This window comes from Ensifer sp. PDNC004 (assembly GCF_016919405.1).
Classification (GTDB): Bacteria; Pseudomonadota; Alphaproteobacteria; order Rhizobiales; family Rhizobiaceae; genus Ensifer.
Window position 1 is genome coordinate 371,055 of sequence record NZ_CP070352.1, and the last position, 22,714, is coordinate 393,768.

Here is a 22,714-nt window from a genome sequence, read left to right on the forward strand (position 1 = left end):
ATTGTGGCCCGCCAGAAACAACCGCTTTCATTCTTGGTCGCGAAGCCGCCCGACCCGACCCGTCTGGGGCTGACGGCCGGGCTCGCCCGGCGAACGTTCGGGGAATTCATGTCGATCTATCTTCTCGCGCTGCTTATCGGCGTGGTTTCCGGCCTGCGCACCATGACCGCACCTGCCGCCGTCAGCATTGGCGCAGCCGCCGGCTGGCTGCCGCTCAGCGGCACCTGGGCGGCCTTCATGGGCTTCCGGTTCACGCCCTATGTCGCCGGCCTTCTGGCGCTCGTGGAGTTCGTCGGCGATCAGTTGCCGAGCACGCCGAGCCGCAAGGTTCCCCAGCAGTTCGGCGCCCGCATCGTTTCGGGCGCTTTCTGCGGCGCCGTGCTTGGCACGGTCGGAGGTGCTATGCTCCCCGGACTGGTTGCCGGCGTCATCGGTGCAATTATTGGAACGCTCGGCGGCTATGAAGCGCGCAAGCGCCTCGTTGCGGCCATCGGCGGCAAGGACCTGCCGATCGCCCTTCTCGAGGATGCTGTTGCCGTTCTCCTCGCACTCTGGGTGGTGTCCTCGGTCTCATGACGAAACATTTCGACGCAATCATCATCGGCGCTGGCCAGGCCGGCCCATCGCTTGCCGGGCGGTTCACGGCGGCCGGCAAAACCGTCGCCCTGATCGAGCGCAAGCACTTCGGCGGCACCTGCGTCAACACCGGCTGCATGCCGACCAAGGCGATGGTCGCGAGCGCCTATGCCGCACATTTGGCGCGACGAGGCGCAGACTATGGCGTGACGACCGGCCCCGTCACCATCGACTTTGCCCGCGTCATGGCGCGCAAGGACACGGTGCGGTTCACCTCCCGTGGAAACATCGAAAACTGGCTGAAAGGTATGGAGAACTGCACCGTGTTCCAGGGCCACGCGCGCTTCGAAAGCCCGCATGAGATCCGGGTCGGCGACGCGCTGCTCTCGGCCGACCAGATCTTTCTGAATGTCGGCGGGCGCGCCGCGACCCCGGACTTCCCTGGTGTCGCGGAGGTGCCCTATCTCACCAACGTCTCGATCATGGATCTCGACACCCTGCCCCGCCACTTGATCGTCGTCGGCGGCAGCTACATCGGGCTCGAGTTTGCGCAGATGTTCCGTCGCTTCGGCTCCGAAGTCACCGTGATCGAGAAGGGGCCGCGGCTGATCGGCCGCGAGGATACGGACGTTTCCGACGCCATTCTCGCGATCCTCGAAAAAGAGGGCATCCAGTTTCGCCTCAATGCCGAGTGCATCCGCTTTGCCAGGAGCGGCGACGATGTCGTCGCCGGCGTGGATTGCACGGCGGGCGCACCCGAGATCGTCGGCTCTCACCTGCTGCTCGCGACCGGGCGCCGGCCGAACACCGACGATCTCGATCTTAACCGCGCCGGCGTCAAGACCGACGCTCGCGGCTATGTCGAAGTCGACGAGACGCTTAACACCAACGTCTCGCATATTTTCGCGATGGGCGATTGCAATGGCCGCGGCGCCTTCACCCATACGGCCTATAACGACTTCGAGATTATCGCCGCCAATCTGCTCGACGCAGAGGCGCGGAAGGTCAGCGATCGCATTTCGACCTACGGCCTCTTCATCGATCCGCCGCTCGGACGCGCCGGCATGACCGAGACCGAGGCGCGCAAGTCGGGGCGCAAGCTGCTCATCGGCACGAGGCCGATGACCCGCGTCGGCCGCGCCGTGGAAAAGGGCGAGACCGAAGGCTTCATGAAAGTGATCGTCGACGCCGAAAGCAACGAGATCCTCGGTGCATCGATCCTCGGAACGAGCGGCGACGAGGCGGTACAGAGCATCCTCGACGTCATGTATGCCGGCAAGCCCTACACGACAATTACGCACGCGGTTCATATCCACCCGACCGTGTCCGAGCTGATCCCGACGGTCTTCGGCGACCTTCACCCGGCCACCTGAGCGGCCGGGCGTTTGATGCCGCGCGCTTAAACGAGCGCTGCGCGTGCGAGCTGGTAGAAATAGGTCGCGCCGCGCTCAAGAATGTCGTCGTTGAAATCGTAGCGGGTAGTGTGCAGCCCGCTGCTGTCGCCATTGCCGATCAGCACATAGGCGCCCGGCACCTTTTCCAGCAGGAACGAGAAGTCCTCGCTGCCCATCAGTGGCTCAGGCAACTCGACATAGGCATCCGCGCCGAACGTGTCGGCGATCACCGCACGCGCGTCCTCGACCGCCTCGGCATCGTTGATCGTCGCGGGATAGCCGACCTGCCAGTCGAAGACGGCTTCGGCGTTGTAGCTTTCCGCCTGCAGGCGGGCGATCTGCTCGACACGCTCCTGCAACTGCTTGCGGACGACAGGGTCCATGGCGCGCATGCTGATTTCCAGCACCGCGGTATCCGGAATGATGTTGGAGGCGGAACCTGCCTGGAACGAGCCGACCGTCAATACGGACGGCTGGTGCGGCGAGACGTTGCGCGAGACCAGCGTCTGCAACGCCATCACCACGCTGGAACCGACGACGACCGGGTCGACCGTCAGTTCCGGCTGGGCGCCGTGGCCGCCTTTGCCCTTGATCGTCAGCGTCAGCACGTCGATCGACGCCGCCATGGCGCCGGCGCGGCTGGAGAACTGGCCGACCGGAAGACCCGGCCAATTGTGCAGCGCATAGACCCGTTCGCAAGGGAAGCGCTCGAACAGGCCGTCTTCGATCATCAGCTTGCCGCCACCGAAGTTTTCCTCGGCCGGCTGGAAGATCAGGTGAACCGTGCCGTTGAAGTTCTCGTCCTTCGACAGCGCCCAGGCCGCGCCGAGCAGCATGCTGGTGTGGCCGTCATGGCCGCAGGCATGCATCGCGCCCGGATGCTTGCTCTGATAGGCAAGGCCGGTCTCTTCCTGCATCGGCAGCGCGTCCATATCGGCGCGAAAGCCGATGGCGCGGTTGCTGTTGCCGCGCTTCAGCGTCGCAACGATGCCGGTTGTCGCAAGACCACGGGTGACCTCGAAGCCCCAGGACTGCAAGAGGCCCGCGACGAACTCCGAGGTCTTGACCTCGGAGAGGCCGATCTCCGGCATTTCGTGCAGCCTGTGGCGGATGTCGACGAGCTCGGGCAGGAATTCGGAAAAATTGGCGTCGCGCATTTCGGCCTCCTCAAGCCATCTGCAGGAACTGGCGCAGCCGCGCCGATTGCGGATCGCGCATCATCTGCGAAGGCGCGCCGCGTTCTTCGACCAATCCCTTGTGCAGGAAGATCACTTCACTCGAGATATCACGGGCGAGTGACATTTCATGGGTGACCATCACCATGGTGCGGCCCTCTTCGGCGAGCTTCTTGATGACGAGCAGCACCTCGTTGACAAGTTCCGGATCGAGCGCCGAAGTCGGCTCGTCGAAGAGCATCACTTCGGGCTTCATCGCCAGCGCCCGGGCGATTGCCGCGCGCTGCTGCTGGCCGCCGGAAAGCTGGTTGGGATAGTGATCGCGCTTCGGCGTGATGCCGACCTTTTCCATCAAGAGCTCGGCTTCGCCGATCGCATCCTTCTTCGTCATGCCGAGCACATGGATCGGCCCTTCAATGATGTTTTCAAGGATGGTCTTGTGGGACCAGAGATTGAAGCTCTGGAACACCATGCCGAGACGGGTGCGGATATGTTCGAGCTGTCGCTTGTCGACGGCATGGAACTTGCCGTCCTTGCCCTTGACCGTCCGGATGACCTCGCCCGAGACGGAGATCTCCCCCTCGTCCGGCGTCTCCAGATAGTTGATGCAGCGCAGAAGCGTGCTCTTGCCGGAGCCGCTGCTGCCGATCAGCGAGATGACGTCGCCGGACTTTGCCTCGAAGGAGACGCCTTTCAGCACCTCGACGGACCCGAAGCTCTTGTGAATGTTCTTCACCGAAAGCGCTGATGCGACCATGTTCGTTCCTCTCGCGCGCCTTGGCGCGCCTCCTCTTTATGCCTTCGCCGTGCGGTAGCGGGTGAGCCGCTTCTCGACGACGCCCATGATGCGCGTCAGGATGAAGACGACGGTGAAATAGATGATGCCGGCGGCAATCAGCGGCTCGAAGGTCAACAGCGACTGGCGCTGCAGGATGCGGGCGGTGCCCATCACCTCAAGCACGGTGATCGTCGAGGCGAGCGACGTCGTCTTCAGCAGGATGATCAGGTCGCCCGTCAGCACCGGCAGGCAGGAGCGGAACGCCTGCGGCAGGGTGATGCGGCGAAGGATCATCGACGAGCGCATGCCGATCGATTTTGCCGCTTCGATCTGTCCGCGCGGGATTGCCTTGATCGCACCGCGGATAACCTCGGCGTTATAGGACGCCTGATTGAGGCTGAGCGCAAAGATCGCATACCACAGGCCATCACGCAGATAGGGCCAAAGGAAGCTGTGGCGCACCCAGGTGCCGGGCAGGACCTGCCCGAGGCCATAGTAGATCAGATAGATTTGCACGAGCAGCGGCGTACCGCGGAAGGCGAAGGTGAAAACATAGGCCGGGACCGAGAGTGCGCGGCGGCCGGACAGCCGGGCGAGCGCGACCAGCGTGCCGAGGACGAGACCGAAGACGCCGGCGACCGCCGTCAGCAGCAACGTCAGCGGGGTGGCCTTGAGCAGCGCCGGCAGAAAGCCGAGGACGTTGGAGATCGTATCCATCAGTGGTGCCCCCGGTTGAGGCGGCGTTCGATCTGCGCGATCACCAGCACGGAAACGAGCGTGATCGCCAGGAACAGGATGGCCGTCAGCCCATAGAAAAAGATGTACTGCTTGGTGCCAGCAGCAGCGCGATAGCCGGTGTAGAGCAGCTCGCTGAAGGAGCCGAGCACGCTTATGATGGCGCTTTCCTTGGTGATCGACAGCCAGAGATTGCCCATGCCGGGAACCGCGTGGCGCATCATCTGCGGGAAGACGATACGGGTGAAGATCTTCTGCCTGGACATGCCGATCGAGACCGCCGCCTCGATCTGGCCCGGTGGCACCGAAAGGAAGGCGGAGCGCAGCACCTCGGTCATGAAGGCGCCGGAAACGAAGGCGAGAGCGATGATGGCCGCCCAGAACGGGCTGAACTGGAAGCTCTCGGCAACGAGGCCGAAGTGTTTCAACAGCCGTTCGGCGCCGCTTGCTACCGAGAAATAGAGAAGCAGGATGACGAGCAGCTCAGGAAGCGAGCGCACCACCGTCGTGTAGATGTCGGCGAGAAACCGCGGGACGCGGTGTTTCGACAGTTTACCGGCAGCCCCGAGGAAACCGAAGAGAACCGCAACCGCATAGGCGACCACGGATACCTGCAAGGTCATCAGCAGGCCCCAGGCGAAATCGTCGCCCCAGCCCTCGCCGCCCCAGGCAAGCAATTGCCAGTAATAGTCCATCCGTCGTTACCTGTTCCCGAGTGTCTCGTCAGCCCCGGCGCCGCCCGCCCTCAGGTCGGGAAGGTGCTGTCGCGCCTGCTGCGATGGTGCCCCGACGCTGCGGCCGGTTTGGCGATCGAGGCCGGCGGCGATCCAAGACCGCCGCCGGCTTCCAAATCATGCGATCACTTCTTGCCGAAGATCCACTTGTCGACGAGCTTCTGCGTCGTGCCGTCCTTTTCCAGGGCAGCAAGGCCGGCGTTGACCTTGTCGAGCGTTGCGGCATCGCCCTTGCGCACGGCATAGGCGACACCTTCGCCGAGCGTGACGTTCTTCGGCACTTCGACCTTGACCTCGTAGTCCGCACCTTCAGGCGTCTTCAGGAACGTCTGGATGTAGAGATCGGGGATCAGCACGTAGTCGACGCGGCCAGCAATGAGGTCTGCGACCGAATTGTCGGCGGTGTCGTAGCTCTTGGCTTCGGCGCCGGTCAGGTACTTGGTGACATAGGCCGACTGGACGCTCGACGCCTGCACGCCGATGATCTTGCCCTCGACGCTTGCCGGATCGATGATCTTGCCGGAACCGTCAGCCGCGTCGATTGTCTTGATCTCGCTGGTATCACCCTTGGAGCCGACGAAAGACGTGCCCTCGGTGTAGTACGGCGCCGAGAAATCGACGACCTGACGACGCTCGTCGGTGATCGAGAAGGCGCCGATGATGAAGTCGATCTTGTTTTCCTTGAGCGACGGGATCAGTCCGTCCCAGGCCATCTGGTTGATGTCGCACTTGACGGCCATCTTCTCGCAAAGCGCACGGGAAAGGTCGGCTTCCAGGCCCTCCCACTCACCGCCGGCGTTGACCTGGGTGAAAGGCATATAAGGCTCCGGCGTCATGCCGAGGCGCAACGTGTCCTCGGCAAGGGCGCTGCCCGCAGCCATGGAAAGGGCGATCCCTGCGAACAGGGCGGTCTTCAACGTCTTCATAATGTTCCTCCTCGGGGATTGCGTCGGATCAGAGCGTGTTGCTGAACCAGCGCAGCGACATGCAGGACAGACCTGCGTCGATCTTGCCGATCTCCGTCGTCTTCATGGGCACGACCTTGTAGCCGAGCTTGTCGAGCATCTCGATCGTGCGCGGGAAGTCCGAGCCGACCATGACGACGTCGTTGACGCGCAGTGCGTTCGCCGCAGGCTCTTCGCCCTCGGGAATGATCACCTGCTTGAAACGCTCAAACGCACCGGACTTCGCAAGGCGGGCGGTCGACAGCACGGTCTCGTCATCAAGCAGCGAGCAATCGGTCTTGAAGTGCAGCACGCCTTCCGGCGTCGCGACGATCTCGCTCTTGCGGCCAAGCTTGGTGAGGCAAGCCTGAAGGGCTTCGGCGCCGACCTTGTTGGTGCGGGCCGAAAGGCCGATCATCACGCTTTCGCGGGTCGTCAGCACGTCGCCGCCATCAGCAAAGCCTTCGCCCGGCAGATCGAGCACAGTCTCGAACATGGCGCGCAGCGTCGGCTCGATCTCGGGCGTTTCCTTGACGCGGGTCTCGGCGCCCGGACGCAAAAGGATTGCTCCTTCGGTAAAGACCAGCGCCGGATCCTCTACGAAGATCGAGTCCGGGAAGGCTTCGAGCGCCGGCAGCACCGTGACCTTCACGCCAGCATCCTTCATCGCCGCGATATAGGCGTCGTGTTCAGCCTTCACGCCCTCAAAGGTTGGGTTGCCGCGGTCGTCGGCACGCAGGCCGTTGACGACCGACTTCGACGGGGTGCGCACAATGATGTTGTTGAACTGGTAGACAGGGCGTGACTGCGACATTTGTAATACCTTTGGCTTGGATGAGGTGCTTCTAGCGATCGGACATGGCGGCGTAAAGCGGTTGCTTGTTCACGTTTTCCCGACGAGACAGGTGAATGCCAGCGAGCATGCAGCGCACGGACCCGCCGGCAAGCTCTATGGTCGGAACGTCGAAGGCGAGAACACGCGCCGAGACTTCCAGCGCCTTGATCTGGTCGGCGCGGAGCGAAGCGAGTGCGCGGGCCGACATGACGACGACGCGGCCGTCGGCCCCATCGAGTTCGATGGCATTGCCGGCGAAGTTTTCGATCTGCTCCAGCGTCAGGTCGATGACCTGGCGGCCGGTCTCTTCCAGGCGGGCGCAGATTTCCCGGCGGCGGGCCGCATCCGGGATCATGCTCGTGCCGATCAGCGCAAACTCGGTGCCGATGCACATCAGCACGTTGGTATGGTAGATCGAGTTGCCCTGGCGGTCGATCGCGCCGAAGATCATCGGCTCGAAATTGAAGTGGGTACAGAAACGTTCCAGCGCCACTTCATTGGTACGGTTGGAGCGGGCGGCATAGGCGACGCGACCGATATGGTCGAGCACCATGGCGCCGGTGCCTTCGAGATAGACACCGTCCTTTTCGAGGCCGGAATAGTCGATCACATCCTGAACGCGGTATTCGTTCTTCAGCATCTCGATGATGTCGGCGCGGCGCTCGCTCTGGCGGCTTTCCGAATACATCGGATAGATCGCGACGTGACCGCCCGAGTGGGTCGAGAACCAGTTGTTCGGGAAGACAGAGTCTGGACGGGTCGTCGTTTCGTCTTCGAAGAGATGGACCGCGACGCCAGCATCGGCGAGCCCGTCAGCCATGCGGCTGACTTCGTCATAAGCCTCCTTGGCGATTGCCGATGGCTGGCGCGCCGCGTCGGTTGCCTGGAAGGCGTTGTCCTCGGCCGTCATCGGGTTCGGGCCGAAATGGTGCGGACGGATCATCACGACGCCCTTCGGCGCCTGCACGGACAGTCTCTTCATCTTACGCAGCGCTCCGCTCGACGGGGGCCGTCGGCTGCTGCCGGAACAGGCCATAGAGATCGCGCGGATGCTCGGGCTGCGTCGTCAGGTCGAGTTCGGTATAGAACGGGGTGCCCTGGATCTTGTCGCGCAGGAAACGCAGCGCCGAGAAATCTTCGGTGGCAAAGCCGACGGAATCGAAGATGGTGATCTGGGCGCTCGAGCGACGGCCTTCGGCCTCGCCGGCAATCACCTGCCAGAGTTCGGTGACTGGGAAGTCCGGCGCCATCTGCTGGATCTCGCCTTCGATACGGGTCTGCTCCGGATATTCGACGAACACGTCGGCGCGACGCAGGATATCGCCCTGCAGTTCAGTCTTGCCGGGGCAATCGCCACCGACCGCATTGATGTGCACGCCGGCGCCGACCATGTTGTCGGAGAGGATCGTGGCGTTGCGCTTGTCGGCCGTGACGGTCGTGATGATGTCGGCGCCAGCAACGGCTTCTTCCGCCGTGGCTGCGACGACGATGTCGAAGTCCATATCCGCGAGGTTGTTGCAGAACTTGGTCGCCGCTTCGCTGTCGATGTCGAAAACCTGCAGCCGCTTGACGCCGAGAAGCGCACGGAAGGCGAGCGCCTGGAATTCGGACTGGGCGCCGAGACCGATGATCGCCATCGAGCGGGCGTCGGGACGAGCGAGGTACTTCGCAGCAAGCGCCGATGTCGCCGCCGTGCGCAGGCCCGTCATGATCGTCATCTCGGAAACGAGACAGGGGTAACCGGTGCTGACATCGGAGAGAACGCCGAAGGCGGTCACCGTCTGCAGGCCGACATTCGGGTTTTTCGGGTGGCCGTTGACGTATTTGAAGCCGTAATGCTCGCCATCGGAGGTCGGCATCAACTCGATGACGCCCGTCTTCGAGTGGCTCGCAAGCCGCGGGGTTTTCTCGAATGCGTTCCAGCGGCGGAAATCGTCCTCGATATATTCCGCAAGACCCACAAGGAACGTCTCAATGCCGATCGATTTGACCAGCTCGATTACGTTGCCGACACCGACATACTGAACCACGTTTAAAACTCCATCGGAGAAATTCGATGAAGTCAGCGTAGGCTCGCAAGAAGTGAGTTGAAATTTTAAACTTGCGCAAAATTGAAGGGTATATTGAGCAATTTGCGCAATCGTAATATACATCTTTCATGCATATCTTCGATGACCTCGATCACCAGCTCATCTCGCTCCTGCGAGAAGACGGCCGCGCGCCCTACTCCAAGATCGCTGCGGTGCTCGGCATATCGAGGGCGACCGTGCAGACGCGCATCGACCGGCTGCTCGAGAGCGGGGCGGTGCTCGGCTTCACCCTGCGCGTGCGGCAGGATTATGACGATCGCGCCATCCGTGCGATCATGATGATCGAGGTCAGCGGCCGCAACACCACCAAAGTGATCAAATACCTGCGCGGCCTGCCGGAACTTTATGCGCTGCACACCACCAACGGCGGCTGGGATCTGGTCGCCGAAATCCGCGCCAACAGCCTCAGCGATTTCGATCGCATCCTGCGCGAAGTGCGCGACGTTGACGGCGTGTCGAACAGCGAAACGAGCATTCTGCTCAGCACCGTCTAACGCTTCTAACCATCATCTGCGCAGCTCGCGCCACCAAGACAGGCATGACCATGACCCATATCCCCCAGATCGACTACGACACCGCTTCCGACGATATCCGCGCCGCGCATGACGAGGAGGTCCGCGTGCGCGGCCGCATGACCAACATGAAGCGCACGCTTTTGCATTCACCGGTCGCGCACCGCATCTATGCGGAATGGTTCACGTTGCGCGAGGAACTGCGCCCGGCCCTCGACGACAGGGCGATCTGGTTCCTCTCCCATTCCATTTCAGAAGCGATGAAGTCGCCGATCGCCATGGGCTTCTTCCGCCGCGCCTTTGCCAATGCCGGCATCGATTTTCATACCGTCGTGCCGAGCGAAGACGAACAGCGGCTGATCGCCTTCGGGCGCGCCATCGTCGCCGACAGCAATGCCGTTCCGGAGGAAATCTGGACGGGCCTCAAGGCGCGCTACAACGCCAAGGCGCTGGTCGATCTCGTCGCCTTCGCCGGCATCATGGTGGCGACGGCGCTCTTCAACAACGTCGTCGAGGTCGAGTTCGACAAGGAACTCGAAGCCTTTGTCGATTGAGACCGAGAAGAGCCGCGTGACGAACGAGACGACGACCAGACGCGCGACCATGGCGGACGCATCCAGCCTTGCGGCGATCAGCCTGGAAGTCTGACTACATAGGTACATCAGGGAAGGCGTCAACGCATTCTTTGCCGACTATGCGCTAGAGCAGTTTACCACCGCGCGCTTCGAAGAGATCCTGCGCGACGGCAACGAGACCGTCTGGGTTTCGCAGAACACCGTCGGCATCGACGGCTTCTTGCGCATGTCGGCAAATTCACAAGCGCCGGTGGACATCGCCTCCGAGCTGGAAATCACGACGCTCTACGTCCAGCCCCGCCACCATGGTCGCGGCCTCGGGAGAACTCTTCTGAAATCCGGCCTGCAATTCTGCCTGGACGCTGGCCAGCCAGGCACGTGGCTGGCGGTGAACGCTGTAAATGAAAAGGCAACGGCCTTCTACCTCGCGAACGGTTTTGAGAGGGCAGGACAAACCCATTTCATCATCGGCGACCAGGCTTATCCCAACCACGTTCTTCAGTTTCGCTTGAACCGCTGATCGCTCCGAACAGCGCCCTCGCGCCACGGAACGCTTGACGCCGATCATTTGCGTGTATATACACACATCATGTCTTGTTGCTACTGTGCCCTCCTACGCAAAGCCACCCGGCGAGTGACGTCCGTCTATGACGATGCACTTCATCCGATTGGCCTCAACCTTGCTCAGTTCAGCCTGCTTCGGCACATCGCGCGCGATGAACCGATCTCGATGACCGAGCTTGGCAGGAAGATTGAGCTCGAGCGATCAACGGTCAGTCGCAACGTCAAGGTGTTGGAGGGAATGGGATTGGCCGCGACGGGAAGCGGAAAGGACCAACGGGAGGCCATTGTCGAACTGACCGAGAGCGGCCACCGGATACTGGCTGACGGCGCACCGCTCTGGCAGGCCGCCCAGGACAAGATCGAGGCGCGGCTGGGAGCCGACGCCACCGCCCAGCTGGAGGACCTGCTGCTGGCGCTTTAGCGCCTCGATTCCAGATCAACTTTCCGGTCGCAGTCTGCGACTTGTGGCCAGGATAATCCAGGCAGCCTGCGCTGCCCGGAACCGGAAGAATACTGCCAAACAACGGTTCAATCTGCGACCTGCGCTCCCAACCGCCCGCGCAGCGCTGTCGCATGCCCGAAAACATAGACAGAAGGAAATCGACGATGCTCGGTCCGGCGCTTTCGCGTTATCTTGCCAGACGCAATATCCATTACGGCTGGGCTGTCGCCGCCGTCACCTTTCTGGTCATGCTGTCAACCGCCGGCGCCATGGGCTCGGCCGGCGTACTGATCAAGCCGCTCGAGACTGAATTCGGCTGGACCAATGCGCAAATCTCGCTGGCGCTCGCCATCCGGCTTTGCCTCTTCGGCCTGCTCGGTCCGTTCGCTGCATCCTTCATGAACCATTTCGGCGTGCGCCCGGTCGTTTCAACCGCGCTGATCCTCATCGTCTCCGGCATCGCCGTCTCCTTCTACATGACGGAACTCTGGCACCTGGTCGCTATCTGGGGCGTGGTGCTCGGCATCGGTACCGGCATGACGGCGCTGGTGCTTGGGGCCACGGTCGCGACGCGCTGGTTCGACAAGCGACGCGGGCTCGTCGTCGGGCTGATGACCGCCAGCAACGCCACCGGGCAATTGGTCTTCCTGCCGCTCCTTGCATCCCTCACCGAAACGATCGGCTGGCGCTCGGCGCTGACGCTGATCATCGTCATCCTGCTTGCGGCCTTCACGCTGGTCCTGCTTTTCATGCAGGATCGCCCTGGCGACCTCGGCGTGGCGCCCTTCGGCTCGAAGCAGATGGCTCCGACACCGCCAAAGGCGAAGAGCTTCGGGGAACTGCTGATCGCACCGATCCGGGCGCTCGCTGACGCCGCCAGGACCAACACCTTCTGGGTGCTGTTTGCCACCTTCTTCGTCTGCGGCTTCAGCACCAACGGACTGATCCAGACCCACTGGGTTTCGATCTGCGGCGATGTTGGTATTGCCCCCGTTGCCGCGGCCAGCCTGCTGGCACTGATCGGCGTGTTCGACCTGATCGGCACCATCGGCTCCGGCTGGCTGTCGGATCGTTACGACAACCGCTGGCTGCTCTTCTGGTTCTATGGCCTGCGCGGCCTGTCGCTGATGTTCCTGCCGTTCAGCGGCTTCAACATCTACACGCTGTCGATCTTTGCGATCTTCTACGGCCTGGATTGGGTCGCCACGGTTCCACCGACCGTGAAGCTCTCGGCCGAACGCTTCGGACCGGAGTGCGCTGCCCTTGTCTTCGGCTGGGTTTTCACCGGCCATCAGCTGGGAGCCGCCAGCGCGACCTTTCTCGCCGGCGCCAGCCGGACGTCGCTGGAGACCTATACGCCGGCCTTGATCGCGGCCGGCATGCTCTGCATCGTCGCGGCCCTCTTGGTGTTGACCATTGGCCGGCGCCAACCGGAGGCGCTCACCCCGCAACCGGCCTGAATGGGTCTCGGCAGTGGGTGCATCGAAAAGGGCGGGCTGCCAATGGCAGCCCGCCCTTTTTGTTATAGATCTGGAGACCCCGAAGATCAGTGGCCAAACGTCGTGACGAATTCCGGATTGCCGCGAATCGTGTTGCTGACGGTACAGATTTCGTTTTCGGCCGCTTCCGCAATCGCATGGCGGACCGTGTCGTCGAAATCACCCTTGATATCGAAGACGATATTGAACTTCGCCACACGGGAGGGCTCGTCATAGGCCTTCTCGCCGGTCACCTTGGCGCTCACTTCCGTCAGCCGATCGAGCACGCCAAATCGGCTGGCAGCAATGCGGGCGCTTAGCACCAGGCAGCTTGCGAGCGACGCATAGAGCAGGTCGAGCGGGCCGTAGCCGGCCTGCGACGGGCCGGTGACGATATCGAGTTCGCCACCGGTCACCGACGTCACATGCGGAAAGCCGGTCTTGCCGACGACCGCCGTCGCACCGGTTTCCCGCGTTCTCACCTTCACATCCGCCATTTCGCAAACCTTCCCAGAACTTGATCAAACCAATCGGTAGAAACACGTCGCCCCGGGCCGGGAGGCCCAGGGCGTTTTGATATGTGCGCCTTTTTCTCATCGGCGCAAGGGCGATCGGTGGCCGATCAGTTCTTCTTCACCAGGCGGTAGAAGACGAAGTCGGAGGTGGCGCCGTTGACGTAGCCTTCGACCTTGTCCTTCATCGCGACCTGGGTCGCGGCCTGGAACATGATCACGATCGGCGACTTTTCCTGCACCTTGCGCTGCAGGTCGACGTAAAGCGCGTCGCGCTTGGCGGGATCGGCTTCCTTGAGGGCTGCCTTGGTCGCATCGTTGAGTTCGGCCGGAACCGCCCAGCCGTTACGCCAGGTGGTCGTCGACTGGTACTTGTCGTCGGCATTGTCTTCGTTATAGGCAAACGCCTTGGCGTTCGAATGCGGGTCCATGAAATCTGGGCCCCAATAGAGCAGCATGGCTTCATGCGTGCGGGCACGGTACTTGGTGATGACCTGGCTGCCTGTGCCTGGGACGATTTCGAAGTTGATACCGGCTTCGGCAAACGAGGCCTGCAGCGACTGCGCCATGTCGGTGAACGGCGTCGAGTTGATGACGTCGAGCGTCACCTTGATCGGCGTCTTGATGCCTGCGTCGGCGAGGATCTTCTTCGCCTTTTCGACGTCATAGCTGTAGGGCGTCTCATCGAGCGAACCCGGGAAGCCCTTCGGCCAGAAGGCCTGGTGAACATCCATCTGGCCCTTGAGGAAGCTGTCGGTCATGCCCTTGTAGTCGACGAGATAGCGGGCGGCTTCCCAGACGGCCGGCGGCTGCAGGGCTGCGTCCTTCTGGTTGAACGACAGGAAGTGCACGGCGGCCTGCGGGTAGGATTCGACCTTTACGCCGTCCTTGCCTTCGAGACCCGACACTTGGTCCGGCGTCAGGTTCTTCGCCATGTCGACGTCGCCGGTCTGCAGCATTAGCTGCTGCGTCGCGGCTTCGGCCACGTGGCGGATGATGACGCCCTTGATTGCCGGAGCGCCGCCGAAGTAGTTCGGGTTACTGGCAAGGTTCAAGAGTTCGCCGGCGCGGAAGGCCTTGAGAACGAACGGACCGGAACCAGCCGAATTGGCCTTCAGCCAGGCATTGCCGAAGTCGCCGTCGGCCTCGTTGGCCTTGACGGTTTCCGCGTCGACGACCGAAGCCGGGCGGGCGGCGAGAACGTTGAGAACGAAGGCCGACGAGAAGTCGCCTTCGTACTTGATCGTGACCTTGTTGCCGTCGGCGGTCACCATCTTGTCGATGTTCTCAGGTGTCCAGCCGAGCTGCGTCAGGATGAAGGCCGGCGCCTTGTTGAGAACGACGACGCGCTTGAAGGAGTAGACGACGTCTTCGCCGCGCAACGGGTTGCCCGAGGAGAAGGTGACGCCATCACGCAGCGTGAAGGTGATCGTCTTTGCCGCATCGTCGGCCGTCCATTCGGAGGCCAGACCCGGCGCCAGCTTCTTCACGTCAGGCGCATCGTACTGCACCAGGCGGTCATAGGTCTGGGTGACGTATTCGCCCGAGGAGAACTCGTAGGCCTCGGCCGGATCGATGCTGACGATGTCGTCGATGTTCTGGGCGACGACCAGCACATCCGCTGGCGTTTCGGCGAGTGCGGCCGGCGCCACGCTCATCATCAGGGACGCCGCGAAGACCGCGGCCTTGAACATTCTCATCATCATTCTCCTATTTTCGATGAGGCTTGGTTTTTGTGGGTGCCGGCTTCAGCGCCGATTGCGGCGTGCCGGTCTCGTTGAATTGGGAAGCGCGCAGGCGGAAGAGCGGCAACGTGCCGGTCCAGATCAGCCGCACCGGCCTGTCGGTCTTGTTCCACCAGTAATGCGGCTGGATGCCGCGAAAATGCAGGCCGTCTCCGGGCGAAAGCACGGTGTCGTCGCCGTCGAGCCCGAACAGGATTTCGCCTTCGAGCATGTAGACGAGCTCTTCGCCCTCGTGGCTGAAGACCTCGGACCGATGCCCCGGCGGAATGGTGATGACAAAGCTCGACAGCTGGTTGCCGGCAAAATCCGCACCGATGCGCTCATAGGAAACCGGCGAACCGCCGACCGAAAACACCATGCGGCCTTCGGCACGCGACAGGCCGGTATCGATCGCCGGCGCCAGGATGAAATGGTTGAGTTCGGCGCCGAGCCCTTGGGCTATTTGCGCCAGGGTGCCGAGTGACGGCATGGCGAGATCGCGCTCGATCTGGCTGAGATAGCCGACCGAAACACCGGCCGCATCGCTGAGCGCCTGCAATGTCATATGCATCTGCCGGCGGCGCGCACGCACCAGCGCGCCCACCTTCGGCTGCCCTGCCCCGGCCGATTTGCCCGAAGCGGCTTGCGTATCCTCAGACGGATCGCTCACAGCGGTTATTCCTCCCGTTTCCGCCCAGTAAAATTTTTTTGATTTAAGCAAACTTATTTATATACTCCAAGCGAATTTTTGCGGTATCGACAATTCAGACCGCAAGCGAAGAGGGATGGAATCGCCACGTGGCAAACAACAGCACCACAGCAGCAGCGCCTGTACGACGCGCCGCTCGGCCCAGCCGGGCACGCCAGCGCCTTTTCTCGTTCATGGGCTTCCTGGTTACGCTTGCGATAACCTTCCTTGGCCTGCTTGCCATCACCTTTTTCATCGGCCGCATTGTCCCGATTGACCCGGTCCTGGCCGTCGTCGGCGACCGCGCGCCCGTTGCCGTCTATGAGCGCGTCCGCCAGGAAATGGGCCTCGACCAGCCGCTGATCACCCAGTTCGTCAGCTATGTCGGCGATGTCGCCACGGGCAATTTCGGCACCTCTGTTTCGACCGGTAAACCTGTCATCGAGGACCTCGCCCGCGTCTTCCCGGCGACGCTCGAAATGGCGACGCTCGGCATCATCCTGGGCGTCTTGATCGGCGTGCCGCTCGGTGTGTTTGCCGCCGCCCGCCGCGGCTCCTGGCTCGACCAGGGCATCCGCGTCATCGGTCTGCTCGGCTATTCGGTGCCCGCCTTCTGGCTCGGTCTCGTCGGCTTGGCGATCTTCTACGCGAAGCTGAAATGGGTCGGCGGGCCCGGCCGTGTCGACATCTTCTACGACGGCATGGTGTCGCCCGTGACCGGCCTGATCCTCGTCGACAGCATCATTGCCGGCGAATGGGAGATCTTCCGCAACGCCGTCTGGCACCTGATCCTGCCGGCCTCCTGCCTCGGTTTCTTCTCGCTCGCCTACATCGCCCGCATGACGCGGTCCTTCATGCTCGACCAGCTGAGCCAGGAATATGTGACGACCGCCCGGGTCAAAGGCGTGCCGGAGCGCCTCGTCATCTGGCGCCATGCCTTCCGGCCGATCCGCGTGCCGTTGATCACGGTCATCGGGCTTTCCTATGCCGGCCTGCTTGAAGGCTCCGTGATGATCGAGACGATCTTCTCCTGGCCCGGCATCGGCAACTACCTGACCGTCGCTTTGCTCAACGCCGACATGGCCGCCGTCCTCGGCTCGACCCTCGTCATCGGCGCGGTCTTTATCGGCATCAACAAGATTTCGGACGTGCTCTACCGCGTGCTCGATCCGCGTGCACGCTAAGGGAGGAGCGACCATGACCGCACTTCGTGAATGGCTGATAGACGACAGCCCCGCTTCGCCGATGCAGGCGCGCCTCGGGCGCTTCTACCGCATCTTCGGCGCGCTGATGCGCAATCCGCTGGCTGTCGTCGGCGCCGTCATCATCCTCGTTCTGGTGCTGAGCGCGCTCTTTGCCCCGTGGCTTGCCACCCATGACCCGCTGCGCCAATCGCTCGGCGAACGGCTGCTGCCACCGAGTGCGGCCCACTGGATGGGAACCGACGAGCTTGGCCGCGACATCTGGTCCCGTGTCGTCTACGGTTCACGCATCACGCTCGCCATCGTCACGCTGGTCGCCGTGCTCGCTGCACCCGCCGGCCTGGTGATCGGCGTTGCCGCCGGCTACTTCGGCGGCTGGGTCGACCGTATCCTGATGGGCATCACCGACATCTTCCTGTCGCTGCCGAAGCTCATCCTGGCGCTCGCCTTCGTCGCAGCCCTCGGCCCCGGCATCGAGAACGCGATCATCGCCATCGCGATCACCTCCTGGCCCGGCTACGCCCGTGTCGCCCGCGCCGAGACGCTGACCTTCAAGAACTCCGAGTTCATCTCGGCCGTGCGCCTGCTCGGCGCCTCCAGCCTGCGCGTCAATCTCGGCCATGTGCTGCCGCTCTGCACCTCCTCGATGATCGTGCGCGTCACGCTCGACATGGCCGGCATCATCCTGACCGCCGCCGGTCTTGGCTTCATCGGACTTGGCGCCCAGCCGCCGCTTCCCGAATGGGGGGCGATGATCTCACGCGGTCGCTCCTTCATTCTCGATCAGTGGTGGGTCGCGACCATGCCCGGCTTTGCCATCATTCTCGTTAGCCTCGGCTTCTGCTTCCTGGGCGACGGCCTGCGCGACGTGCTCGACCCGAAGAGCGGGGAGCAACGCTGATGAGCAATCTTCTCGAAGTCGAAAACCTGCGCGTTACCTTCCCCACACCCCGCGGCGATCTTGAGGTGGTGCGCGGCATCTCCTTCACCCTCGGCCGCGAGCGCCTCGGCATCGTCGGTGAGAGCGGCTCCGGCAAGTCGATGACTGGCCGCTCCATCCTGCAGCTGATCCGCGCGCCGGGTCGCGTCACCGCCGACAAGCTCGTCTTCGATGGCATTGACCTTCTGAAGCAGTCCGAGCGGCAGATGCGCGCCATCCGTGGCGCCCGCATCTCCATGGTGATGCAGGATCCGAAGTTCTCGCTAAACCCGGTCATGACCATCGGCGAGCAGATCGCCGAAGCGCTGCTGACGCACCAGAAACTGCCGCGCCGCGAGGTCAGCAACCGCGTGCTCGCCATGCTCGAATCGGTGCGCATCGCCGATCCGGAACGTGTCGCGAAACTCTATCCGCACGAAGTCTCGGGCGGCATGGGCCAGCGCGTGATGATCGCGATGATGCTGATCCCGGAGCCGGACCTTCTGATCGCCGACGAGCCGACCTCGGCGCTCGACGTCTCCGTTCAGGCGCAGGTGCTCGACATCATCGACGAACTGGTGAAGCGCAAGGGCATGGGGCTGATCTTCATCAGCCACGACCTCAACCTCGTCTCCAGCTATTGCGACCGCATCCTGGTGATGAACACCGGCGAGGTGGTCGAGGAATGCAAGGCCGGCGAACTGATGGCGGCAAAGCATCCCTACACGCGCGGGCTGATCGCCTCGATCCCGCGCCTTGATGAAACACGGGACGAGCTGCCGGTGCTCGACCGCAGCGCATGGGCCAAGGCATGACCGCGCTTTCTCTGAAAAACCTCGACATCTCCTATGGCGACGTGCAGATCACCCACGACGTCAATCTCGACATTGCCGATGGCGAGAGCTTCGCGCTTGTCGGCGAAAGCGGCTCGGGAAAGTCGACGGTACTGAAAGCGATCGCAGGTCTCGCGCCGGAGTGGACCGGCGAGATCACCGTGCTCGGCGCACCGCGCGGCCACGGCATAGACCGCGCCTTCTCGCGCCAGTGCCAGATGGTGTTCCAGGATCCCTACGGCTCGCTGCACCCGCGCAAGACGGTCGATGCGACGCTCGGCGAAGCGCTGACGATCCACGGGATCGGCGACCGCAGCGCGCGCATCGAAGAGGTCATGACCTCGGTCGGCCTCGACCGCAAATTCCGCTTCCGCTTCCCGCACCAACTCTCGGGCGGCCAGCGCCAGCGCGTCGCGATTGCCCGTGCATTGATGCTGAAGCCGAAGGTGCTTCTGCTCGACGAGCCGACCTCGGCGCTCGACGTCTCGGTCCAGGCCGAAATCCTCAACCTGTTGAAGCGCCTCAGGCGCGAACAGAACCTCACCTTCCTGATGGTCACCCACAACTTGGCCGTCGTCTCCTTCCTCTGCGATCGCCTGGCCGTCATGCGCCAGGGCCGGATCGTCGAGATTGCCGATGTCGCCGATCTCAAGCGCGGCGACCTCAAGGATCCCTATTCGCGTGAACTGATGCAGATCAGCGCCGCGCATGCCAACTAGGATGGGACAACAGGACGATTTCTCGTCCGTCCCCTTCTAAGATATCGAGTAACCCCAAGGACATAGCATGAACAGTGAACAGATCGCTGCCGCGCTGGCGGAATTCGACGCGGCGATTGCCAAAGCCACCGATGCCGATACGGTATGGACCGCATTGCAGACGCTTAGCCGCCAGGTGATCGGCGCCAAGCTCTTCACCATCATGACCGTCGACATGGTCAATGAAGTCGCCCGCCGAGCCTATACCTCGCATCCCGAGGAGTATCCGACCTCGGGCACCAAGCCGATCCGCTACGACAGCTGGTTCGACATCGTGCACAAGGCGCACCAGACCTTCGTCGCCAACACCATCGTCGACATCTCGAAGGTCTTCGGCGACCACGAAACCATCTGGTCGCTCGGCTGCGGCTCGGTCGCCAACATCCCGGTCGTCGTCGGCGGCGAACTACTCGGCACCGTCAACTGCCTCGACGTCGAGCACCACTACACGCCCGAGCGTGTGGCACTCTCCAAGCATCTGGAACTGCCTGCCAAGCTCGCCTTCCTCGCCGCAGCACGCGCCGAGAAGAAGTAAGACAGCAGGCCGGAGGCGTCATCGCCTTCGGCCATTTCCCGGTCAGCGGCCGATCGCCCCACCGGTATCCTTCAGGAAAAAGTGCATCTTCTCCGCCTCGATCGGCACCGCGATCTGGTCTTCGGGGCCTATACGTGACGCAGCGTGAACCTGCGCTGTGAAGGCTGCGGGCCCGACTCGGCCGAGCGCCAGCGTATGCGGGCCGAGTGGTTCGATGTCGCGAACGGTCAGCCTGACTGTCGGCACATTGGCGTCCGTCGCCATCGTATGTTCCGGCCGGATGCCGAGCACGACGGCCTTGCCAACGTATGCACCGAGCTTTTCGGCACGGCTTTCCGGGATAGCAACCGCCACATCGCCATCCGCTATAAACTGCATCCCGCCATCGCCGCGTTCCAGCCGCCCCTCGAGGAAATTCATGCTTGGCGCGCCAATGAAGGCGGCGACGAAAAGATTGGCCGGCGCTTCGTAAAGCGTGATGGGATCCGCCGCCTGCTCGATACGGCCCTGGTTCATGACGACGACGCGGTCGGCCATGGTCATGGCTTCCACCTGGTCGTGGGTCACGTAAACGGCAGTCGTCTGAAGACGGCGGTGCAAGAGCTTGATTTCCGTGCGCATTTCGATGCGCAGCTTGGCATCCAGATTGGACAACGGCTCGTCGAAGAGGAACACATCCGGTTGGCGCACAATCGCCCGGCCGATCGCCACGCGCTGGCGCTGGCCGCCGGAAAGCGCGCTCGGCTTGCGATCGAGATAGGCGCCGAGATTGAGGATGCGCGCGGCATCCGTCACGGCCTTGTTGATTTCCACCTTCGGCGTGCCGCGCACTTTCATGCCGTAACCTATGTTCTCGGCGACGGTCATGTGCGGATAGAGCGCGTAGTTCTGAAACACCATGGAGCAGTTGCGCAGGCCTGGCCTAAGGTCTGTCACGTCGCGGTCGCCGATCCGGATCGAACCCGAGGTCGCCGTCTCAAGGCCGGCTATCATCCGGAGCGTCGTCGTCTTGCCGCAGCCGGAAGGACCGACAAGCACCACGAACTCGCGGTCGGCAATGTCGAGATCGAGCGGCGGGATGACGGTGACGCTCCCGAAGGACTTGGTGATCTGCTGCAATCGGACCTGTGACATGCTGTAGCCTCTGATGCTGACGGTGCCCGGTCTCGTCCGGGAAAATTGGAGCCCGCCCCGATCGTCTCGGGGCGGGCGCGGTCCTGTTATTGCTGCGGCAAGCCCATCGACGCGCGATAGGCGGCGAGCTGCTTGTCGCGGCCGAACTCGTCGGTCAGCTTGTTCCACTGTTCCGCGACGCTATCGAGCGCCTGCTGCGGCGTCACTTCGCCGGCAAGCGCCTTGGAAAGCTCGATCTCCAGCACTTCGGTGTAGGAGAAGTAGCCGGGCAGGCGCATGTCGAGCGCGATGTTCTTGGCGGTCACCGCCTCCTTCTGCGCACCGAGATACTCCTTCGCTTCACGCTCCGAGAAAATCTTCGACCAGAGATCGAGATTGGTCGTGTGCGAGATGCGATAGGGGTTCACACCGGTGCCGCCGGTGATCGCCGCCTGGCCGGAAACGGCCGGGCTCGTCAGGTACTGGATGTAGTTCCAGGCGGCTTCCTGCTTGGTCGAGGTCGCAGGCACTGCCGCCTGCCAGCCGCCGAAGGCCATGAACGAGGTCTGGACGACATGGTCGAACTTGTCCCACTTCTTGGTCTTGTAGTTCCAGATCTCGTCCGATCCCGGCAGCGATGCCGAGCCGACATTGCCGGCGACCTTCGATTGCTTCGGGTCGGCGCCGATGACACCGGTGTCACCCCAGCCGATCGATTCCGCCACCTGGCCACCGGCAAAGGCAGCGTTGACTTCTCCGAAGGAGAAGTTCAGCGCGTTCGGCGGCGCAAGCTTGGAGGCGCGGATATATTCCTCCAGACCGCGAACCCAACCGGGATTGTTGACTTGCGCGTCCATCGTCTCGGGATTGAAGAACATGGCGCCGGGGTTGTCCGGATGGCTGGTGTAGCCGGCCACGTGGCTGAACAGGAACCAGAACTGCTGGCCGCCACGACGGAAGGCCTCGGCCGTGCCCCAGAGGTTGTTGGCCGGCTGATTGAAGTATTCGGCAATGTCGAGATACTGCTTCCAGGTCTTCGGCGGCGCCAGATCGTAGCCGTATTTCGCCTTGAAGGCCTTCTGGTTGTCGGCGTTTTCGAAGAGATCGATACGGTAGCTATAGGTATGCGCGTCGCCGTCCATCGTCTGCGACAGGACCTTGCCGTTCCAGACCATCAACTGCTCGCGGTAGACGGGGGCGATGTCGTCCCAGTCGGCGCCCTTCTGCATATCCGCCGGCATTTCCGACAGGAAGTCGGTGAAGTCGGGTGCCCAGGCAGGCGCGAAGGCGATCACGTCGAAGGCGTCTTCGCCCGAGGTAAGCGACGTCACGATCTTCGGATAGAGTTCCGACCACGGGAACTCGACGACCTTGACCTTGCCGCAGGTCTTTTCTTCCCAGCCCTTGGCCGCAAGCTGCAGCGCCGAGGCAATGTAAGGACCGGTCTGTGTGGTCGCCGTCAGTTCGACGCCGGTGTAATCCGGATCGCAGGCGGCCAGCGCCGCTCCCGCGCTCCCCAACGCAAGCGCGGCGAGAGATGCAGATGCCAGTAGCAATTTCCTCATTCTATCCTCCTGTTGAATGAATTCATGCCAAAG

The 22,714-nt window shown here is 62.7% G+C and carries 25 protein-coding genes; 12 read left to right on the plus strand and 13 right to left on the minus strand.

Annotated features, from left to right (window positions below):
* The first annotated feature begins 108 nt into the window (after positions 1–108).
* Both JVX98_RS01670 and JVX98_RS01675 read left to right on the plus strand, forming a co-directional pair.
* Positions 109–576 (plus strand): DUF4126 domain-containing protein, encoded by a 468-nt coding sequence (locus JVX98_RS01670; protein WP_205236655.1) that lies wholly within the window; start codon positions 109–111, stop codon positions 574–576.
* Positions 573–1,949 (plus strand): FAD-containing oxidoreductase, encoded by a 1,377-nt coding sequence (locus JVX98_RS01675; protein ID WP_205236656.1) that lies wholly within the window; start codon positions 573–575, stop codon positions 1,947–1,949. Before JVX98_RS01670 ends, JVX98_RS01675 begins: the two co-directional genes overlap by 4 nt.
* 26 nt (positions 1,950–1,975) lie before the next feature.
* Here JVX98_RS01675 and JVX98_RS01680 read toward each other — a convergent pair whose 3' ends face one another.
* From JVX98_RS01680 to JVX98_RS01715, 8 genes are all read right to left on the minus strand, one after another.
* Positions 1,976–3,127, minus strand: a complete 1,152-nt coding sequence (locus JVX98_RS01680) for a M20 aminoacylase family protein (RefSeq protein ID WP_205236657.1) — start codon at positions 3,125–3,127, stop codon at positions 1,976–1,978.
* Between the two features lie 10 nt (positions 3,128–3,137).
* On the minus strand, positions 3,138–3,902 hold the full coding sequence (locus tag JVX98_RS01685; protein ID WP_192449686.1) for an ABC transporter ATP-binding protein: 765 nt from the start codon (positions 3,900–3,902) through the stop codon (positions 3,138–3,140).
* 36 nt (positions 3,903–3,938) lie between these two features.
* Positions 3,939–4,640 carry an ABC transporter permease gene (locus JVX98_RS01690; RefSeq protein ID WP_192449685.1) on the minus strand — a complete coding sequence of 234 codons (702 nt, stop codon included), beginning with the start codon at positions 4,638–4,640 and terminating at the stop codon, positions 3,939–3,941.
* A complete protein-coding gene (locus tag JVX98_RS01695) occupies positions 4,640–5,353 on the minus strand; it encodes an ABC transporter permease (protein WP_043613509.1) in 714 nt (237 codons plus the stop codon). Before JVX98_RS01695 ends, JVX98_RS01690 begins: the two co-directional genes overlap by 1 nt.
* A gap of 164 nt (positions 5,354–5,517) precedes the next feature.
* Positions 5,518–6,318, minus strand: a complete 801-nt coding sequence (locus JVX98_RS01700; RefSeq protein ID WP_077964471.1) for a transporter substrate-binding domain-containing protein — start codon at positions 6,316–6,318, stop codon at positions 5,518–5,520.
* 28 nt (positions 6,319–6,346) lie between these two features.
* Positions 6,347–7,150, minus strand: coding sequence for a dimethylarginine dimethylaminohydrolase family protein (locus JVX98_RS01705; protein WP_043613513.1), 804 nt, complete (start codon positions 7,148–7,150; stop codon positions 6,347–6,349).
* Positions 7,151–7,181: 31 nt separating this feature from the next.
* Positions 7,182–8,153, minus strand: a complete 972-nt coding sequence (ctlX, locus tag JVX98_RS01710) for a citrulline utilization hydrolase CtlX (RefSeq protein WP_192449684.1) — start codon at positions 8,151–8,153, stop codon at positions 7,182–7,184.
* 1 nt (position 8,154) lies between these two features.
* A complete protein-coding gene (locus JVX98_RS01715; protein WP_246764885.1) occupies positions 8,155–9,237 on the minus strand; it encodes an ornithine cyclodeaminase in 1,083 nt (360 codons plus the stop codon).
* 92 nt (positions 9,238–9,329) lie between these two features.
* Here JVX98_RS01715 and JVX98_RS01720 point away from each other — a divergent pair, with 92 nt between their 5' ends.
* From JVX98_RS01720 to JVX98_RS01740, 5 genes are all read left to right on the plus strand, one after another.
* A complete protein-coding gene (locus JVX98_RS01720) occupies positions 9,330–9,755 on the plus strand; it encodes an Lrp/AsnC family transcriptional regulator (RefSeq protein ID WP_043613515.1) in 426 nt (141 codons plus the stop codon).
* 50 nt (positions 9,756–9,805) lie between these two features.
* Positions 9,806–10,327, plus strand: coding sequence for a hypothetical protein (locus tag JVX98_RS01725; protein WP_205236659.1), 522 nt, complete (start codon positions 9,806–9,808; stop codon positions 10,325–10,327).
* Positions 10,328–10,433: 106 nt separating this feature from the next.
* On the plus strand, positions 10,434–10,868 hold the full coding sequence (locus tag JVX98_RS01730; RefSeq protein WP_371826516.1) for a GNAT family N-acetyltransferase: 435 nt from the start codon (positions 10,434–10,436) through the stop codon (positions 10,866–10,868).
* Positions 10,869–10,937: 69 nt separating this feature from the next.
* Positions 10,938–11,333: a MarR family winged helix-turn-helix transcriptional regulator gene (locus JVX98_RS01735; protein WP_205236954.1), complete on the plus strand. Its 396-nt coding sequence runs from the start codon at positions 10,938–10,940 to the stop codon at positions 11,331–11,333.
* A gap of 185 nt (positions 11,334–11,518) precedes the next feature.
* Entirely contained in the window at positions 11,519–12,814 is a 1,296-nt protein-coding gene (locus JVX98_RS01740; protein WP_205236660.1) for an MFS transporter, read from the plus strand.
* Between the two features lie 86 nt (positions 12,815–12,900).
* Here JVX98_RS01740 and JVX98_RS01745 read toward each other — a convergent pair whose 3' ends face one another.
* The 3 genes from JVX98_RS01745 to JVX98_RS01755 form a co-directional block, all read right to left on the minus strand.
* Positions 12,901–13,329: an OsmC family protein gene (locus JVX98_RS01745; RefSeq protein WP_043613516.1), complete on the minus strand. Its 429-nt coding sequence runs from the start codon at positions 13,327–13,329 to the stop codon at positions 12,901–12,903.
* Positions 13,330–13,454: 125 nt separating this feature from the next.
* On the minus strand, positions 13,455–15,044 hold the full coding sequence (locus JVX98_RS01750; protein WP_205236661.1) for an ABC transporter substrate-binding protein: 1,590 nt from the start codon (positions 15,042–15,044) through the stop codon (positions 13,455–13,457).
* Between the two features lie 10 nt (positions 15,045–15,054).
* Positions 15,055–15,738 (minus strand): helix-turn-helix domain-containing protein, encoded by a 684-nt coding sequence (locus JVX98_RS01755; protein WP_246764847.1) that lies wholly within the window; start codon positions 15,736–15,738, stop codon positions 15,055–15,057.
* Positions 15,739–15,950: 212 nt separating this feature from the next.
* On the opposite strand from JVX98_RS01755, the gene JVX98_RS01760 reads away from it, so the two are divergent.
* The 5 genes from JVX98_RS01760 (at position 15,951) to JVX98_RS01780 (ending at position 20,003) form a co-directional block, all read left to right on the plus strand.
* Positions 15,951–16,940 (plus strand): ABC transporter permease, encoded by a 990-nt coding sequence (locus JVX98_RS01760; protein WP_205236955.1) that lies wholly within the window; start codon positions 15,951–15,953, stop codon positions 16,938–16,940.
* A 13-nt stretch (positions 16,941–16,953) separates the two neighbouring features.
* Entirely contained in the window at positions 16,954–17,859 is a 906-nt protein-coding gene (locus JVX98_RS01765) for an ABC transporter permease (protein WP_192449678.1), read from the plus strand.
* Positions 17,859–18,692: an ABC transporter ATP-binding protein gene (locus JVX98_RS01770; RefSeq protein WP_192449677.1), complete on the plus strand. Its 834-nt coding sequence runs from the start codon at positions 17,859–17,861 to the stop codon at positions 18,690–18,692. The genes JVX98_RS01765 and JVX98_RS01770 overlap by 1 nt, the downstream gene beginning before the upstream one ends.
* Positions 18,689–19,429: an ABC transporter ATP-binding protein gene (locus JVX98_RS01775; RefSeq protein WP_192449676.1), complete on the plus strand. Its 741-nt coding sequence runs from the start codon at positions 18,689–18,691 to the stop codon at positions 19,427–19,429. The genes JVX98_RS01770 and JVX98_RS01775 overlap by 4 nt, the downstream gene beginning before the upstream one ends.
* A 67-nt stretch (positions 19,430–19,496) precedes the next feature.
* On the plus strand, positions 19,497–20,003 hold the full coding sequence (locus JVX98_RS01780) for a GAF domain-containing protein (RefSeq protein WP_192449675.1): 507 nt from the start codon (positions 19,497–19,499) through the stop codon (positions 20,001–20,003).
* A 42-nt stretch (positions 20,004–20,045) separates the two neighbouring features.
* On the opposite strand, the gene JVX98_RS01785 is transcribed toward JVX98_RS01780, so the two are convergent.
* Together JVX98_RS01785 and JVX98_RS01790 are read right to left on the minus strand one after the other, a co-directional pair.
* Positions 20,046–21,137: an ABC transporter ATP-binding protein gene (locus JVX98_RS01785; protein ID WP_205236662.1), complete on the minus strand. Its 1,092-nt coding sequence runs from the start codon at positions 21,135–21,137 to the stop codon at positions 20,046–20,048.
* Positions 21,138–21,223: 86 nt separating this feature from the next.
* Complete coding sequence (locus JVX98_RS01790; protein ID WP_205236663.1) at positions 21,224–22,681, minus strand: extracellular solute-binding protein; 1,458 nt, start codon at positions 22,679–22,681, stop codon at positions 21,224–21,226.
* Positions 22,682–22,714: the final 33 nt, after the last annotated feature.

Coding starts and splice junctions, on each gene's coding strand:
- JVX98_RS01720 (WP_043613515.1), top strand. CDS start 9,330: ATGCATATCTTCGATGACCTCGATCACCAGCTCATCTCGCTCCTGCGA.
- JVX98_RS01750 (WP_205236661.1), bottom strand. CDS start 15,044: ATGAGAATGTTCAAGGCCGCGGTCTTCGCGGCGTCCCTGATGATGAGC.
- JVX98_RS01735 (WP_205236954.1), top strand. CDS start 10,938: ATGTCTTGTTGCTACTGTGCCCTCCTACGCAAAGCCACCCGGCGAGTG.
- JVX98_RS01700 (WP_077964471.1), bottom strand. CDS start 6,318: ATGAAGACGTTGAAGACCGCCCTGTTCGCAGGGATCGCCCTTTCCATG.
- JVX98_RS01690 (WP_192449685.1), bottom strand. CDS start 4,640: ATGGATACGATCTCCAACGTCCTCGGCTTTCTGCCGGCGCTGCTCAAG.
- JVX98_RS01685 (WP_192449686.1), bottom strand. CDS start 3,902: ATGGTCGCATCAGCGCTTTCGGTGAAGAACATTCACAAGAGCTTCGGG.
- JVX98_RS01695 (WP_043613509.1), bottom strand. CDS start 5,353: ATGGACTATTACTGGCAATTGCTTGCCTGGGGCGGCGAGGGCTGGGGC.
- JVX98_RS01705 (WP_043613513.1), bottom strand. CDS start 7,150: ATGTCGCAGTCACGCCCTGTCTACCAGTTCAACAACATCATTGTGCGC.
- JVX98_RS01680 (WP_205236657.1), bottom strand. CDS start 3,127: ATGCGCGACGCCAATTTTTCCGAATTCCTGCCCGAGCTCGTCGACATC.
- JVX98_RS01790 (WP_205236663.1), bottom strand. CDS start 22,681: ATGAGGAAATTGCTACTGGCATCTGCATCTCTCGCCGCGCTTGCGTTG.
- JVX98_RS01745 (WP_043613516.1), bottom strand. CDS start 13,329: ATGGCGGATGTGAAGGTGAGAACGCGGGAAACCGGTGCGACGGCGGTC.
- JVX98_RS01780 (WP_192449675.1), top strand. CDS start 19,497: ATGAACAGTGAACAGATCGCTGCCGCGCTGGCGGAATTCGACGCGGCG.
- JVX98_RS01740 (WP_205236660.1), top strand. CDS start 11,519: ATGCTCGGTCCGGCGCTTTCGCGTTATCTTGCCAGACGCAATATCCAT.
- JVX98_RS01670 (WP_205236655.1), top strand. CDS start 109: ATGTCGATCTATCTTCTCGCGCTGCTTATCGGCGTGGTTTCCGGCCTG.
- ctlX (WP_192449684.1), bottom strand. CDS start 8,153: ATGAAGAGACTGTCCGTGCAGGCGCCGAAGGGCGTCGTGATGATCCGT.
- JVX98_RS01770 (WP_192449677.1), top strand. CDS start 17,859: ATGAGCAATCTTCTCGAAGTCGAAAACCTGCGCGTTACCTTCCCCACA.
- JVX98_RS01760 (WP_205236955.1), top strand. CDS start 15,951: ATGGGCTTCCTGGTTACGCTTGCGATAACCTTCCTTGGCCTGCTTGCC.
- JVX98_RS01775 (WP_192449676.1), top strand. CDS start 18,689: ATGACCGCGCTTTCTCTGAAAAACCTCGACATCTCCTATGGCGACGTG.
- JVX98_RS01785 (WP_205236662.1), bottom strand. CDS start 21,137: ATGTCACAGGTCCGATTGCAGCAGATCACCAAGTCCTTCGGGAGCGTC.
- JVX98_RS01675 (WP_205236656.1), top strand. CDS start 573: ATGACGAAACATTTCGACGCAATCATCATCGGCGCTGGCCAGGCCGGC.
- JVX98_RS01765 (WP_192449678.1), top strand. CDS start 16,954: ATGACCGCACTTCGTGAATGGCTGATAGACGACAGCCCCGCTTCGCCG.
- JVX98_RS01725 (WP_205236659.1), top strand. CDS start 9,806: ATGACCCATATCCCCCAGATCGACTACGACACCGCTTCCGACGATATC.